Genomic DNA, 16,225 nt, shown 5'->3' with positions numbered 1-16,225 from the left:
TTTGCTTAGGCTGATAGGTGAATTACACCAATCAACCACCATCAATGACACACCTTGGATAAGGTGCTTCGGAAATTGGCAACTCATCAAACCTAGCACCTTCAAAGACCTAATACCAATGCTTCGCAAGGTAAAAGAAAATTTCCAAATAGTAATGGCAACTCACAATACAAGTTTGCCTGTGAATGGTGAATTAGTTTATATCCTTGAAGCAAGGGAAGATACAGAAGAGGCCCTTCATCAACGATGCGAAAGCACCATTTTTCAAATTAAAAACATATCAAATCACCACAAAAACAAAGCGGCAATGACCTCCATCAATGCCGCCAAAAACAGACCATTTTATAAAGTTTAACTATTTTTATAGCGTTAAATACTTAAGGGGCATCTGAAAAACAGACCATTTTCCAGAGGTTCCATAGTTTGATTGACATCGAACTAATTCTCCACTTGCTTGGCATCTATCAGTATTGCGTTAGCAATCACTTTGAATAGGTGCTCAGAGCGCTGCTTATGTGACGGCTGATCACGTAGCCAAGCTAATGCGGCTATAAGATCAAACAACTCATCACCACTAAGATCGGTACATGCCTTTCCTTCTGATTGTGCACGGATAAGCAGTTCTGCTCCCGCGACACGGAGAGTATGGCAGGATACATGAAGTGCGGAATCCAGATCTTCTATCGCACTCATCATTACAGAAATAACGCCTTGGTAGTCGTGTGTAAAGGCAATGACTTCCTGTACCCATAACACCAATGCTTCGCTAGAAGTACTTGCACTCTTCAGGTCGTTAGCCTTTTGGCTCAACTTATCGAAGCCCTCACGCAGAATCGGTTCAAGCAACGCTTCGCGGTTCGGGAAGTGGCGATAAAGCGTTCCCATACCCACTCCAGCCCTTCGAGCAACTTCGCGTAAAGAGGCGCTAGCGCCCTGCTCGGTAAATACCTCCCGTGCAACGGAAAGTATATTGTCGTAATTTTTTTCGGCGTCTGCTCTCATAAAACCTCTTGACTTTCGGAGCACTGCTCCGCTTATAATGAACACTGCTCCGTTTATTGTAAGACATCTTTAATCGAGGAAAAAGTAATGACGAATAAAATGATGAAAGCAGTGCAGCAACATCGCTTTGGTGGGCCAGAAGTACTGCGCTATGAAGACGCGCCAATACCTGAGCTTAAGTTAGGCGAAATACAAATTCGAGTTCGTGCTGTAGGCATTAATCCCCCTGACTGGTATCTGCGTGATGGCTATAAAGCATTACCGAAAGAGTGGCAACCACAAGTAAACTTCCCATTGATTCTCGGCACGGATGTCTCTGGTGTAGTTGAAGCCGTTGCCGACGACGTTACAGGGTTTAAAGTTGGGGACGAGGTATACTCCATGGTTCGCTTTCCAGAAGGTTTAGCTGGAGACAGCAGAGGCTATGCTCAATATGTCAACGTATTAGCGTCTGAAGCCGCTATCAAACCCGCGACTATAGATCACTCTCATGCGGCTGCCGCACCAATGTCACTATTAACTGTTTGGCAGTACATGATTGAGCAGGGACACAACGCACCAAACCCGCTTCAACCTGAACCACATAAGCCAGTGGAACTTGAAGGTAAAACCGTGCTTATAAATGGTGCCGCTGGCGGTGTGGGTCACATTGCAGTACAAGTCGCCAAATGGAAAGGCGCAAAAGTCATTGCTGTTGCATCTGGCGGCCACGAAAATTTCCTTCGTGATCTGGGCGCAGACATATTCATTGACTACACTCAAACAACACCAGAAAAAGAAGTTGGAGATATTGATTTAGTCATCGATTGCGTTGGTGGCGAAAAAACCGGTCGTTTTCTGCAAGTACTTAAACCTGGTGGCGCACTTTTTCCCATCTATCCTCTCGGCTTTACTGGTAGAGAAGATGCCAAAAAAATGGGCATTACTGTCTCAGCCACTCAAGTCCGTTCAAGTGGAGCTCAACTAGCAGCATTGGCACCATTGCTGGAAGATGGAACCATCCGCGTTGCCATCGACAGCACCTACGCACTGCAAGATGCGCAAAAAGCGCATGAGCGTTCTGCACAAGGACATCTTCGCGGCAAACTCGTACTGACCGTTGAATAAAAATGAGTAGACTCAAAGACGCTATTGAGGACTTGCTGAACAATCGAAAACTAACCGTGGACGAGGCAGCTGATAAGCACTTTACTCCTGACTTCCGTCAACGAACAAATGGACGTTGGGAGGATCGCACTACGGTTATTGCTCGCCTCACAGATTTTAGAAAAGTGATAGCGCAAGCAACTGTTACGATTCTGAATGAGTTCGATAATGCTAAAAGCTACGCTGAGCGGCATATTATCGAAATTGTGACGCATGATGGAGAGCGAATATGTCAAGAGGTGTACGTGTTTGCAGAGCGTGATAATGATCAACGCTTTACGAAGATAGAAGAGACAACACTAAAACTCGACACTTAATACTGAGAAGCCACAGGGATTTGGCTTCAACTCTGTTTATTTCGTTGCAGCAAGAAGGTTTAACACACGATTAAAAATTTAGTGATATCACTATATTCTGGCAATAACTATTTTTCAGAGGTTCCTTAAGTCTGCCCTTCCAAAAAATAACTTCCAAGCTCCTGATGGCCGGGTATCTTTCAAACTATATTTTTTTATCCTGCATTCCAGACTGATTTGCGGATAAATTAGATAACAACATCACCCGCGTCTGCGCAAGCATGACCCTGGTTGCTCAAACACCCGGCCCGGTTAAGGTGACTATCGTTGCGTTATTGCTCATCGGAACGCAGGTGCATACCACGCTCACCAATATGTGTGAGCAGCAGATACCCGGAGCCAATAAGTCCACCCATGGATTCACCAAAACGACTCCGGTTGAAGTACAGGAACTGGTCGTGTTTGACGGCAAATAGATCCTGCCATTGCCGGGATTGACGGATAGGTTTGGTTTCCTCTCGGCTGTTGAACATGGGTTCGTAGGTATCGATGATAAAATCCGCATCAAAATCTTTCAGGCGTTCCAGACTATATTCCATGCCTTCTTTAACAGACTGATACACTGCCGGGCGACCCAATCCCATGTCTTTGATGACTTCACCGAGCCCACCCCGGGCAATCAAATAAATACTGTCTTGATACATCTCCAAGGTAGTCACGGTAATTTTCTGTGGTTCCGGTACGATGCGTTTGAACTCAGACAGAATCCAGTTGTATTCCTTCAGTTGATTCTTATATTGTTCCTGTCTGCCGACTACTTCGGCCAATTGTGCCGCCCACTCCTTGATAGGCAATTCATCGGTTGGCAAAATAACAACCGGAGCAATGTGCGACAGTTTTTCCTTGAGTGCCTGATGATAAGACAGGCCAATGATCAGATCCGGTTTGAGAGCCGCGATAGCTTCTTCGTCCGGCGCTTTGTGACTGCCAATGTAGCTTACGCCTGACATGTCGAAACGATGTTCGGCACCGCGAAAATATGGGTCCTGCCAGAGTTTCTTGCGACCACTGGAACCACAGGGTTTGATACCCAGTTCCAATAACTGAATAGTGATGCTGTAGTCATGTAAAGAAACCACACAGCGAGGCGCAGCGGGCACTTCAACCCGGCCATATTGATTTTCAAATACGCGGGTTTCCCCTTCCGCACGGGCATGAGAAATCCCCGCGGTAATAACGATTAAAAGTACCAGTATCCGAGTCAACCTCATTTCCTCTTTCTCCATTATCATCCGTACCCGGTACGGCTTTGTCAGTGACGTATTCTTCTGAGTAGAAATACAAAATACGGAGCCCCGATCATGACGATGACCAGCCCTCCGGGAAGCTGTAATGGTGCAAACAAAATCCGCCCGACGGTATCGCCGATCAACACCATCAAACCGCCGGTCAGCGCCGCCAATGGAATCAATACGCCGTGTCGGTCACCACTGAAATGACGGGCGATGTGCGGGCCAACCAGCCCGACAAAACTCATGGTGCCAATGGTGGCAACAGCAGCCGACGTTAAAGACACCGACAGTACAATCAACAGCGGCATCATTGTTCGGGGATTGACGCCGCGAGTCATGGCAACATGCTCTCCCAGCCGCAGCAGATTCAGGCTACGAAAACTCATCCACACTGGGATCACAGCCAGGGACCACCAGGCCAGAGTATGGACATCACTCCAAACCACCTGATGCAGGCTGCCACTCAACCAGACCAACGCGGATTCCACCCGTTCGATATCACCATACGTAATCAACAGATCAGAAATGGCTGACAAAAAGGCTGTCATACCCACACCGATCAAAATCAACCGGACAGGCGAAAAACCCTGCATGACCGCCAGCGCGTAAACCATCATGGCAACGACCAGTCCACCAGACATGGCCGCCACAGGCAGCAGGTACCCTGGCAGAGAGACCGGCAATAGAATCATCAGCAGTAGCAGGGTTACGCCAGCCCCCGCCTCCACTCCGGTCAGCCCTGGAGATGCCAGCGGATTGCGGGTAATGGTTTGCATGACCACACCGGCTACCGACAATGCAGCACCGGACAATACTGCCGCCAATACCCGGGGCAGGCGCAGCTCCCAAACCACCGTCATCAGCCGTTCAGGTGATTGTTCGGGGAACAATAATACGGTGATGGCCCGTTGCATACTCAATCCATAACTGCCACTGGTGATCGCCCAGAGCACGCACAACAGCATGAAAGCCGCCATCAATGTCAGCCAGCCAACATCGGCACTGCGAATCTGTATTCTCAACATCAGCGCACTCTCCAGATCACCAGACCAATGAATACCGGAGCACCGATCAATGCTGTGACGATACCGGTATTGATTTCATAGGGTCTGACCAGAATGCGGGCTAAGAGATCGGCCGCTACCATCAGTGTGGCACCGAGCAGCAGCGAATACGGCAACAGCCAGCGATAGTCGTTACGTACAAAGAATCGGGCAATATGCGGGACCACCAGACCGATAAACCCCACAGGGCCTACTACGGCCACCGAACAACCAGACAACAATGTCACCAATACCAAGGTGATCAATTTAAGCCGGCCAACTTTGACACCAACACCAGCAGCCGCGGTATCTCCAAGGTGATGAGCATTCAGGGACCTAGACATAAGCAGCGTGGCTGGAAAAGCGATGAACAGATAAGGCGCAACCCAGATGACCTTATGAACGTCGGCAGCCCCTACCCCACCTGTTAACCAGTGCCGTAGTTTTTCCAGCCCCTGCTGATCGATCAACAATAATACCGTGGTCATAGCAGTGAACATTGCCGCGACCGCCGCCCCCGCTAAGACCATTCGACTTGGATTCTGTTGTCTGCCCGATAACGACAGCACCAGCACCGAGGCAAATAACGCACCGGCAAATGCCAGCAAAGGCACGGAATATTGCCGGTCTGCTGAAATAAACAACAACCCGGTCACCACAAAAAAGGCTGCCCCACTGTTGATGCCCAGCAGACCAGGATCTGCCAACGGATTACGACTGACCGCCTGAATTAAAACACCCGCCACAGCCAGACAAGCACCAACCAACATCGCCACCCAAAGGCGATTCAAACGTAGGTCGTGAACGATGGCGTGACTGTCGATGCCATATTGATAGTGGGTTAAAGCCTGCCAGATAGTTGCCGTGGGAATATTTTCCGCTCCCAACGCCAGATGCAGCCAGCAACTCAGGCAAAACATCAACAGTATCAATAGCAGACCATAAACACGCCGTGATGGTAGTCGTTTGCCGGACAACACCGTCATGACTGAGAACATCCAGTGGTCATATGACGTTGAATATCCGGAACACAGATCAAGTGTCCGTTGTGCTCGTCACGGATGATTCTGGCATCGAGATTAAAAACGCTTTTCAGGTTTTCCCGGGTGAATACCGTTTCCACCGTTCCCTGAGTGAAGATCTCACCGTCTTTCATCATAATCATATGATCAGCATAGGCAGCAGCCTGATTGAGATCATGTAGTACGGCAATCACCTGTTTACCGGTGGCACATAGAGACGATACCAAATTCATTAACTCCACCTGATGGGCAATATCAAGGTACGTCGTGGGCTCATCAAGCAGCAGCAATGGCGTATCCTGTGCCAGAGTCATGGCTACCCAGCAGCGCTGTCGTTGGCCACCGGACAATTGTTCCAGCGGGCGATCCGCAAGGTCGTCGATGGCGGTCATCCGAATGGCCTGATCAACGGCATGCTGATCTTGTTGTGACCATTGCCGCCACCAGTTCTGCCAGGGAAACCTCCCCTGCATGACCAGTTCTCTGACGGTTACGCCAGCAGGCGCAGATGTGACTTGTGGCAAAAGCGCCAGCTTACGGGCAATAGCCTTACGGCTGTGATGCCGCAATGGTTCATTCTCCAGCAGAATATTGCCGCGATCCGGTTTTAATAACCCTGCCAGAGCATGCAGCAAGGTGGTTTTACCGCAGCCATTTCCGCCCAATAGAACAATCATTCCGGTATCCGGAAAGGTCAAATGAATATCCTTCAATACCGGACGATTCCGATATCCTAAACTTAAATGTTCAACGGCTAACATTGCCAACCCTATAAACAGCAAAAGGGCGACTCTTTCGATCGAGTCTCCCTTCCTTAAGTTTCAGCCAATAATCGTTTTAAAAATCGACGCTGGCAGATACGTAAAATGTTCGTGGATTACCGACGTTGATGCGATAAGCATTACCCAGATTTGCAGTGTAATAAGTCTCATCAGTCAGGTTTTTCACGCCGGCCTGTACTCTGAGCTGGTCATCCTTGCCAAACGGGATGTGGTACCAGGAAGACATGTCAAATACCGTATACGCCGGCAACTTAAAACTGTTGTCGTCATCACCATAACGATCACTGACATACTCCATGCCAAGACCAAAACCCAGACTCTTGAACCTGCCATTCTGGAACTCGTAAGAACCCCATAAGCGCAATTTGTCGGTAGGTACACCGTAGGGACGATTTCCTTCCCGATCGACACTGTCATTATTGTCATCAACGATTTCTGAATCAATTTTGGTGTAACTGGCCAATACGTTGAGCCCCGGTACAAACTGCATGGTGGATGTCAGCTCAAGCCCTTTGGTTTCTTCTTTGCCGTTTAATTTGGCTTCCAGGTTTTCAAAGGTCATCACGTTATAGCGTTCCAGCTGGTACAACGATAACCCCAGACGCAGTTTGTCATTCAGCAGACTGGATTTGATTCCTACTTCATACTGAGTGGCCTCTTCAGGGTCCATATTGTCGTCACCGGTTACTTGCCCGGCTGTGACATCCGGATAGTTCGGTGTAAACGACTCTGCCCAGGAACCATAAACAGATACGGTTTTGGTCAGGTCATACATCAGACCGGCCTGGCCGCTGAAATTATCGTTGGAACCGCTCAGCTTGACCTTCTGCGGATCTTCCTGTTTGACAAAGGTTCCGTTAGCTTGCTGCTGATAATAGATTGTGTCATTACGATCAATTTCGAAGCGGTCATAACGGAGACCGGTCAGCAGATTCATACGCTCAGTCAGTTTTGCCAGATTTTGCAGTGATAATCCCATTTCCAGATACTCAGCGCTGTTTTCGCTAACCACAGTCTGGTCGGCTTTGCTGTAGGCTGGATTGCTATTGCTATAAATATCGATCACGTCAAATACTGGAGCATATGCACCGGCACCAAAGATATTGGATACATCCTGCAGTGCAAAACCGTCGGAGTGGTCAACCTTACGCTGGTTGATGTTGCCGCCGAAGTACAGGGTATTCTGAATACCCGCAATCCGGTAATCACCGCTCAAACTGTTGGAAACAAACAGATTGCTTTCAGTGACATCCAGATTGGAGTCAGCAGTACGTACCAGCAACCCGTTGGACTGCACAGAAGACCCCTGCATTGAACTGGTAAATGATCCCAATGTCGCCAGATCGGATAAATCCACCGTGCCAGTGCCGCCGGTCCAGCTGTCGCTCAGCCCGCGATAAGGACGCGCCTGGTAGTCTTCAAATTCTTTCTGGTAGTAACCGGTTTTCAGTTTGTTCTTCCAGCCGCTCATAAATGTGTGGTCAAAATCCAGCTGAATTTTGTGCTCGGTACTGTCACGGTTGTCATATTTGCTACCTAGACGACGCTCGACCGGAATATCGGCAATGCTGATATCACCGTTTTCATCCGCCACCGCCACATTACCGCGATCAATGGGCAGACTTTGATCGGAATACAAATAGCTCAGGGTGATGGTGTTATCCAGGTTGGGGGTAAAGCTGATCGAAGGCGCAATGGTTAATGTTTCCCGGGTGACGCTCGTTTTGCCGTCTTCAGTCTGCACTTCACGAAATGTATCTGAATCCTCACGGGCGACGATGATGCGGTATTGAATGGAATCAGTGACGGAACCAGTGCTGTCAGCGGTGATTTTTCTCTGACCATACTGATCCAAATCCAGCTGCACATTGTTGGCACGTTCCGCTTGAGGCTTTTTGGTAACAATGTTGATCAACCCACCCGGACTGACCTGACCATGCAGAACAGACGCTGGCCCTAAAATCACTTCCACCCGTTCGATTGTGGCCACATCCACATTGAAACGGTTGCTGACCGGATTGCCATCCACAAACAAATAGCTGTTGGTGAATCCACGAATATTGACCTGGCTCTCGGTACCGCCAAAGCCGTGCGCTCTGGTAATCGCCGCAACGTTCTGCAGAACATCCTCCAGCGTTTCGGCGTTTTGATCCTGAATAATCTGCTCCGGTAACACCTGTACCGAACGCGGCAATTCATCAACATCAATATTAAACCCGGTCGCCGAATTGGCTTCATCAAACTGATAACGATTCAGTCGGGTACCTTGTATACGTAGAGTTTTTAATTGTTGTGACGCTGATTCTTCCGCGCTGCCCTGCTCATCCGTTGTTTCTTCGGACAAACTGTACACCGGAATGATCATGATAGACGCGGCACAAAGCACGTGCATGGCACGTCGCACTTCTTGAGCGATGGCTGCTGCCAGCAGAGATTTGTTCATATGGAAAATAAGCCTGTTATTCCTGATGGATAAAGCGTAAGAGCCCTGTTAGATTTTTAATGATAATAATTATCATATTTGTTTGCAATTTAATTATGAATGATAACTATTATCAAAATACCGCAGACAGGCGACAGCTCACAAAAACCGATAACGACACAAAAAACGCCAGAATGAATTTAAACCATTGATTTTATTGATATTTATGAATACGCAGATGAGGGTTCCAATGGTCCGTTATTTTCCACACAGGCTGCACGGCAGAGACACTAGCGCCCCTAACCGGCAGTGTTAATCCTCTATCAAGAGCCGGCATGAGCTGAAGTATATTAATTTTCTTGGGATCTATGGCTTGCCATATAGACATCAAATTGGTGAGTCTGCCTGACGGCAAATGCCAGAACTTCATCCACGTCCGCTTCTTTTCCGGCTACTATCTTGGATCTTCCAAGCCCCACTCTGCTGATTTTTGAAACGCTCTGATGACCTCATCGCCACCATAGACGAAGGACAAGTCCGACAACCCCCTCCTTTTCAGGTTGCCAGAGTCGGCAAACTGATAACGGCACAAACGAGTGTCACATAATGCATCGATGACAATGGAGCTAGGGGGTTGGCTCAAATCTCAAGAAAATTGACCAGTTCATGGGACAAATATGCTCCAAATTCAAGCTTGTTATGAGTTGTGTCAACGAATGATCGTGTTTTGAGGTAAAAATCAAAGGCTCCTTAATAATTAAGGCTTCAGAAATGACTGAATTATATTCTGTGACCAACGGTGAAGGTGTTCCTGTTCTGTTTCTTCATGGCTTTCCACTGGATCATCGATCTCTGCTGGTATTCGATTCTGTATTCGCCAGAGATGGATGTTGGAAACGCATTTACCTGGATCTGCCTGGCATGGGTCAAAGCCGGGATATGCCCAACGTTGATAGCGCCCAAACCGTTCTGGATGCAATAAAGCAATTTGTTGACGAAACAATTGGTGACTCTGCTTTTGTCCTGGTGGGATATTCTTTTGGCGCCATGCTGGCCAGAGCGATTGCGACTGAGTATGCCCAACAGGTGATTGGTATGTTCCTTTTGTGCCCGGAAATTGTTGTTGACATGAACAAGAGAACCCTGCCACAAGCAACCGTCCTATGCGAAGACAACGCTTTTATGAAGACCATCAGCACTGGTGATCGCCATGCATATGAACATACCGCCGTGATTAGAAACGAACAGAACTGGAAATTGTTCGAACAATATATTCTGCCCGGTTTACAGTCTTTCAACCCTGAGGCGGTGAAGCACATTGACAATAACGGTAGCATCAGCCTTCAAAGCAGCGATATGAGTTCCGATGTTCCCACCCTCATCCTGACGGCACGCCAGGATAACATGGTCGGGTATGAGGATGCCCTCGCGATACTATCGCTATATCCCAGATCCACATTCGCAATTATTGATGGTGCCGGCCATACTTTACACCTTGATCAACAGGAACTGGTTTCCTCAATGGTGTCCGAGTGGGCAATTCGTGTCCGGTATACTTATCCGGAAAAATTTAACTAGCTGTTTCCAAAGCACGACTGTTACGAAATCCAGCGACATCGTAACCGCTGGATTAATTAATCCTCCGGTTCTGACGAGGATACCGGCCCAGAATCTGGTTGCAAAGACGGGTCATCCCCATCCCCGGCGGTCATATACTCGCGGATCAATGCATCTTTGACCGCAAGTTCCGCTTTTAATGTGGGCACCTGTACTTCCAACAATTCGAGCTGCGCAAGCTTTTGCCTCAAATCCGACAGCTGCTGATCCTGTCCGGATAGCCGCTGCTCCAGTTGTCCAACATGTTGGCTTTGACGGTCATAGGTTTTGCGCTGTTCACTCACAACCTGGTCCAGGCGACTGTTCTGCTGACGACTTTCCGATAACTGACTGAATAGCCGGGCCTGCTCAGAGGTTGCCCGGGTCAATTCATCCTGCTTGACAGAGATACTTTGTTTAAGCTCCCTCACTTCGGCATGAGCCTGCTGCAAAGCCCGATCATGCTCACGCTGCATCTGTTCATTATGGTTTTTGACAGATTCGCGATAATGATTGAGAGAATCTCTAGCCTGACGATGCTTATCTTCCAGAGACTCAATATGCTGTTGCTGCCGGCTTACCTGCTGTTCCAGATGCTGCTGCTGTTGCCGGGCAAGTTCCTGCTGCACGGTCAATGCTTGGTTGCTTTGCTGTAACGCGGTATTTTCCTGCTGCAGCTGCTCCAGTTGATGGTGCTGCTGTTCGAGTTCGGCCGCCATTGTTTTAACTTGATCCTCACTTGCCTGTAGCGATTCACGCAGCAACTGCAATTCCGATTCGTACTGATCCGACTGTTGTCGGACCACCTCAGAGGCCTCCTCATGCAGCAACGTGGCCAGCTGTATGACCTGTTTTTTGATTTCATCAGACAAAAATGATTCATCCCGAAGAGTCTGCTTGTCGCCCTCTTCTATTTCCTTCAAATACCGATGAATCGTGCTGCGAGAGCCGGTATTACCCAATTCAATACGTACTGCATCAATACTTGCACGCTCACCACGAGCCAGCAGACGGGTTCTGGCATCCATCACATTGATCTTAGTTATACCGCCTCTGGCCATGCTGGATTCCTCTCTCTGATTATTTCATACTGTATTACGTAATATGTAAATACATACTATAATATCAAATATATTTCTATAAAAATTTCATTTTTTAAAATTCAATAAATTAAAATTATTGAGCCTTTGAGTTATAAACGTCGACCCAACGGTGTCATTTTGTACACAAAATGAAGATGGATAAGGGAGAGTTGTACACGATGGTTACAGCAGGGAGTTTGAAGTGATTCGGTGGAGGGCTGGCTCAAAAAGAATAGCCTTTGAAGGACACAAAGGGCTGAAATGCTTTAGTACAGGTTTGAGGACAAGCTTAAGGCGGCTCCCTGCTTTCAGGTAACTCGCTGCTTTCAGGTAATAAGCCCAAACCTCTATAGCCCCCTCAGATTCCATGATCTAACTGACAAGTCATGTCCGGTCGAAAAATCTGGGAGTTTCAGAGCCCTAGACTTTAATTTGGGAGACCTTCCCTATCGGGCTGGGTTTTCTGGCCATGGCGGTGATTCAAAAAGTATTGTGTTGAGGTTGATGTCTTTAGTCTGAATCATGCGAGCCTGACTGGGCCGGTGCCTTTTTACTGGCCTTCTTTGCAGCACGAGTGGTCCAGATTGTCAGCCCCACTCCTAGCAATACCACGCCAGATGCCAAGATACTTCTGAGCGTTAGAGTTTCATCCAGTAGCAGCAGTCCGAGTATTGCACTTAATATCGGGACGGTCAGCTGAACAGTACCAGCGGTTATAGCCGCCATTCGAGTTCGTACCCAATACCAAATCACATACCCCAAGGCAGATGTAACGCAACCGGATAACAAAGCATAGCCGGCTCCAATCACATTTATCTCCAATCGATCCCACTGCTGCCATAACAGCAGCAATGACAATGGAACAGCCAAAATAAAACTGTTTGCAGTGCTGACAAGTGCGGCTCCACTGTCACGGCCAAGTACAGAGAACCCTCCCCACGCCAGACCGGCAACAAGCATCAAGACCGAGTAAATCAGTGGAGGAGCTGTATCTGAGGGCATAAGGAATACAACCAACCCGCCCAATGCCAATACTACCCCCCACAAACTGGTTTTTTCGCCACGAAAAACCCCAAACCCAATCATCAACAACTGTGATGAAGCAAACAATACCAGCGCCCCTGCACCTGCATCCATTCCACGATAAGCAAAAGAAAACGCTGCCGCATAGATAAAAAGCAATACCGCAGACAACATGCCGGAAGGGGTCACACTGGGGCGCTGACCTTTAATAGCAAGAACACAAGCCAACGTAAGGGCTCCACCAATCAGCCTTACCGCCGTAAAACTTGCCGGATCAATAGGAGTCTCTTGCAATGCCATTCGCGTCAACAGCGAGTTGGCTGCAAAGGCCAGCATGGCAACAGCCGTTACAACAAAGAGCCACCAGGTCAAAGGCGAAGCTGTGCGAATTGTCATGATTAACATCCTGCTATTTGTGTTGTTTACCAATTACACACGCCAGGTATCAATCGCATGATCCAGACGCAAATACGTTAAGGAATACGCCGTTAAGCGACTTCATTCTCTGCTTCAATACGCATTCAAGCGAATAAACCAGGCCACTACCATCAGCCAAGCTGTCATTCCGGCCTGGTGACGTGAGGGATTAAATACTCAGGCCAGACAGCCACTGCCTAACAACCCAAAGCTAAATTTCGAGCAGCTTTTATACACTATGCACTGATCGATAGCAGTATTTGTGGCGAGTGCGTTGGCCAGGCAACCGACAACCAACTCGGTGCCAGTCTCTGACCAAACTCGTCTGATGTCAGACTATTAAATACTACTGGGTGACTATATATAGTGCTTCGCAAAAGCATCGGCTACTTTATGACCCGTTATAGCAGGTAATTTGCCTACCTGAACATTATCTGTTCAGTGAACAGGTCTGCGGCCAACATACGACCACTGACATCATCGATTGAAGATACATTGGAATATACCAGTTAGGACATCACACTCCACTCCACAGCCGGATGACAGGGGGATGACCACCCCATATGCACTACGCATTACTGACCATTGATAAGACGGTACACCCAAGTCGAATGCCACGGCGTGCCTTGTTTCTAGCTATCTTGACCATCAGGCACAATGTTGGTCAGCAGGCGGGTCAGCGCCATCGCTGAGAATCACTTGCAGGTTTGGAAGTTCGTCACGCAGAATATTGAGCTTGCTTTCAAAGAGTTAACGAAACTTCAGTAAAGTCTTTAGGCGGGAAGCTGATTGTTCGCCGGCAGAGTTTCGACAACGACAACGGACTGAAAACTCTCTTATTAATTTCGTCACCAGGTAAACCTGAGAAGTCATCACTGGTATCCTGGTTCAGCATCATTGACCAAAGTGGCGCAATTGAAAAACAGTATGAAAACACCTCTCTTTTCAACAACAGGAACCCCTCTCCCATGGCAAACATCGACCGCTACCTGAAAGCTGCCACCCGGCAAAATACCCGGGTCACCTATCAGTCAGCCATCCGCCATTTCGAGGAAGATTGGGGAGGATTACTGCCGGCTACGGCGAATAATGTTGCCGAGTACCTGGCGGAATACGCCGACAAACTTGCCTTCAGTTCGTTAAAAACCAGGGTTTCAGCCCTCGCCCGCTGGCATCAGGATCAGGGCTTTCCGGACCCTACGGATTCACCGCTGGTCAAAGCAGTGCTCAAAGGTATACGCGCAGAGCATCCCCATCGCCCCAAACAAGCCTCCCCCATTTCTATTGAACAGCTGCAGCAATTGGATGAGTGGTTTCAACAGCAATTGAGTTGTCAGCGAAAAAATCCCTCTGTTTATATGCAACTACTGAGAAATCGGGCGTTGTTGTACTTGGGATTCTGGCGTGCTTTCAGAAGCGAGGAATTGTGTCGCATTGACGTGGCAGATATCGAATTTCGTCATTATGGTGAAATGGCCATTTATCTGGACAGAAGCAAAGGTGACCGCCGGCAAATCGGCAAAACCTATCCAGTGCCCGCACTAAAAGCCTTATGCCCCGTTGCCGCATCTCGGCAGTGGCTGGATGAAAGCGGTATCGTCAACGGGCCAATGTTTCGGAAAATTGATCGCTGGGGCAACTTACATGCTGAGGCAATGCATCCAAACAGCCTCGGAAAACTAATACGCAAGCTATTTAAAAGCGCCGGCATTGCCGGATTTGAAGTGTTTACCAGTCATTCCTTGCGGCGTGGCTTCGCAACCTGGGCCGCGAGCAATGGTTGGGACACCAAAACACTGATGGCATACGTCGGCTGGCGCGATGCCCAAACGGCGTTGAAATATGTCGAATCACGTGATCCATTTGCTTCGATGAGGGCGCTGTCCGGCAAATCAGTGACTTTCGATACAACAGAAACCCTGCCGGAGTAACCACCAAAAGACAGGCCTTTCCAATGCCTTACTTCTTCTCAGTCAAATGAATGAGTGTGTTAACTAGTTAACAAAACTACTGTGACACCCGTTGTACCTATAACAACTATTAAAAGGTGTTCCACAATGCACATCAAAACCTTATTAATCGCAATAGTGCCAATGATTGCTGTATTAGCAGGTACTTCTGCCATAGCTGAGCAGCAAAGCGCCATCAAAGCCCTGCCCCGACTGGACAGCGGTCAGATCAGTCCTCCAGATGTTCAGCTCAAACCCGAATCAAATACCGCCATGCTGGCACCAGCACCACCACTGACAGAAATGTGGGTATATGCCGTTGGTTCATCAGACTGCGGCTGGGAAGGCACGGCTGGCAAATATATTACCTCGTGTGATCACGGTGGCAGCCAGATGCGGGCGGCAGTTTTGGAAATCGGTTATGGCTACAGTGAATTTGCCTGGATGAATGGCAGCCTGTTGCCTAGTTCGGCGCAATATTCCAACACCACCGTCTGCGTCACTGGCGGTTACTATACCTGGCCTTGCACGGCAGGCCAGACGGTCGTAGGTTTCTTGCGGGAATTTAATCTGGATGGCAACCAGAGCGGTACGTTCAAATACCGCAACACCTCCACCAATTCACCGTGGAATACGATGAACGTACAAATCAATATTCGTTGAAGAATCTGGCGGGATGTTATATCAGGACGATGACAACACCCCGTCATCGAATCAAACATGAAGATCCAGACTGGCGATTCCCCCCTGGGCCTGCTGCATGGTTTGCACTGCCATACTGAGCCGCTCATAGCTGGCCTGATCATGATTTGACAACGCCGCATCCATACCATCAATCGCCTTTTGCACAAAGTCAAAGCGCTCGTTGTCACCTTCCACAGCAACCTCACCAGCACCGCCAACCGGAATCTTCATGGTCATGGCCATCAAAGCACTGCTGTCATCCAGGTCCATCTGGCCACTTTTTATTTCGTTGTTGATCCAGGTGCGCATTTCTGCCCGGCTCATGTTACTGAAATCCAGCCGCTCAACATTGTTTGTTGCTGAACGCTGCACATCGCTGTTCGAATTCGTGGCATTGGATTTCACTTGATTAACCGACGACATTGCCTGTGCCAATTGACTGGCATTAACTCCTGCATCTATTCGCATA

15 protein-coding genes are annotated in these 16,225 nt (G+C 48.4%); 6 read left to right on the top strand and 9 right to left on the bottom strand.

The window, feature by feature from the left end; translation table 11 throughout:
- Window position 1 precedes the first annotated feature (1 nt).
- Window positions 2–355, top strand: coding sequence for a hypothetical protein (locus tag ACQY6I_RS00905; RefSeq protein ID WP_428239584.1), 354 nt, complete (start codon window positions 2–4; stop codon window positions 353–355).
- An 83-nt stretch (window positions 356–438) separates the two neighbouring features.
- Here ACQY6I_RS00905 and ACQY6I_RS00900 read toward each other — a convergent pair whose 3' ends face one another.
- Window positions 439–1,002 (bottom strand): TetR/AcrR family transcriptional regulator, encoded by a 564-nt coding sequence (locus ACQY6I_RS00900; RefSeq protein ID WP_428239583.1) that lies wholly within the window; start codon window positions 1,000–1,002, stop codon window positions 439–441.
- 87 nt (window positions 1,003–1,089) lie between these two features.
- Here ACQY6I_RS00900 and ACQY6I_RS00895 point away from each other — a divergent pair, with 87 nt between their 5' ends.
- Both ACQY6I_RS00895 and ACQY6I_RS00890 read left to right on the top strand, forming a co-directional pair.
- Window positions 1,090–2,109 (top strand): NADP-dependent oxidoreductase, encoded by a 1,020-nt coding sequence (locus ACQY6I_RS00895; RefSeq protein ID WP_428239582.1) that lies wholly within the window; start codon window positions 1,090–1,092, stop codon window positions 2,107–2,109.
- A gap of 2 nt (window positions 2,110–2,111) precedes the next feature.
- Entirely contained in the window at window positions 2,112–2,465 is a 354-nt protein-coding gene (locus ACQY6I_RS00890) for a hypothetical protein (protein WP_428239581.1), read from the top strand.
- 311 nt (window positions 2,466–2,776) lie between these two features.
- Here ACQY6I_RS00890 and ACQY6I_RS00885 read toward each other — a convergent pair whose 3' ends face one another.
- From ACQY6I_RS00885 to ACQY6I_RS00865, 5 genes are all read right to left on the bottom strand, one after another.
- Window positions 2,777–3,715 (bottom strand): ABC transporter substrate-binding protein, encoded by a 939-nt coding sequence (locus tag ACQY6I_RS00885; protein ID WP_428239580.1) that lies wholly within the window; start codon window positions 3,713–3,715, stop codon window positions 2,777–2,779.
- Between the two features lie 41 nt (window positions 3,716–3,756).
- A complete protein-coding gene (locus tag ACQY6I_RS00880; protein ID WP_428239579.1) occupies window positions 3,757–4,761 on the bottom strand; it encodes a FecCD family ABC transporter permease in 1,005 nt (334 codons plus the stop codon).
- The gene (locus ACQY6I_RS00875; protein WP_428239578.1) at window positions 4,761–5,765 is read right to left on the bottom strand and encodes a FecCD family ABC transporter permease; all 1,005 of its coding nucleotides are present in this window, start codon (window positions 5,763–5,765) and stop codon (window positions 4,761–4,763) included. Before ACQY6I_RS00875 ends, ACQY6I_RS00880 begins: the two co-directional genes overlap by 1 nt.
- Complete coding sequence (locus ACQY6I_RS00870) at window positions 5,762–6,562, bottom strand: ABC transporter ATP-binding protein (RefSeq protein WP_428239577.1); 801 nt, start codon at window positions 6,560–6,562, stop codon at window positions 5,762–5,764. Before ACQY6I_RS00870 ends, ACQY6I_RS00875 begins: the two co-directional genes overlap by 4 nt.
- 76 nt (window positions 6,563–6,638) lie before the next feature.
- Entirely contained in the window at window positions 6,639–9,026 is a 2,388-nt protein-coding gene (locus ACQY6I_RS00865; protein WP_428239576.1) for a TonB-dependent siderophore receptor, read from the bottom strand.
- Window positions 9,027–9,776: 750 nt separating this feature from the next.
- On the opposite strand from ACQY6I_RS00865, the gene ACQY6I_RS00860 reads away from it, so the two are divergent.
- Complete coding sequence (locus ACQY6I_RS00860; protein ID WP_428239575.1) at window positions 9,777–10,583, top strand: alpha/beta fold hydrolase; 807 nt, start codon at window positions 9,777–9,779, stop codon at window positions 10,581–10,583.
- 56 nt (window positions 10,584–10,639) lie between these two features.
- Here the strand turns inward: ACQY6I_RS00860 and ACQY6I_RS00855 are convergent, their stop codons facing one another.
- Both ACQY6I_RS00855 and ACQY6I_RS00850 read right to left on the bottom strand, forming a co-directional pair.
- The gene (locus ACQY6I_RS00855; RefSeq protein WP_428239574.1) at window positions 10,640–11,662 is read right to left on the bottom strand and encodes a DNA-binding protein; all 1,023 of its coding nucleotides are present in this window, start codon (window positions 11,660–11,662) and stop codon (window positions 10,640–10,642) included.
- A 531-nt stretch (window positions 11,663–12,193) separates the two neighbouring features.
- Window positions 12,194–13,102 carry a DMT family transporter gene (locus ACQY6I_RS00850; RefSeq protein WP_428239573.1) on the bottom strand — a complete coding sequence of 303 codons (909 nt, stop codon included), beginning with the start codon at window positions 13,100–13,102 and terminating at the stop codon, window positions 12,194–12,196.
- 989 nt (window positions 13,103–14,091) lie between these two features.
- On the opposite strand from ACQY6I_RS00850, the gene ACQY6I_RS00845 reads away from it, so the two are divergent.
- A complete protein-coding gene (locus tag ACQY6I_RS00845; protein ID WP_428239572.1) occupies window positions 14,092–15,054 on the top strand; it encodes a site-specific integrase in 963 nt (320 codons plus the stop codon).
- A gap of 126 nt (window positions 15,055–15,180) precedes the next feature.
- Window positions 15,181–15,735: a YolA family protein gene (locus tag ACQY6I_RS00840; RefSeq protein ID WP_428239571.1), complete on the top strand. Its 555-nt coding sequence runs from the start codon at window positions 15,181–15,183 to the stop codon at window positions 15,733–15,735.
- A 51-nt stretch (window positions 15,736–15,786) separates the two neighbouring features.
- Here the strand turns inward: ACQY6I_RS00840 and ACQY6I_RS00835 are convergent, their stop codons facing one another.
- Entirely contained in the window at window positions 15,787–16,224 is a 438-nt protein-coding gene (locus ACQY6I_RS00835; protein WP_428239570.1) for a hypothetical protein, read from the bottom strand.
- Window position 16,225 lies beyond the last annotated feature (1 nt).

This window comes from Gynuella sp. (assembly GCF_050297175.1).
GTDB lineage: Bacteria > Pseudomonadota > Gammaproteobacteria > Pseudomonadales > Natronospirillaceae > Gynuella.
Note: the sequence above shows the minus strand (reverse complement) of the source record. Positions and strands in the feature narration are given on the sequence as shown.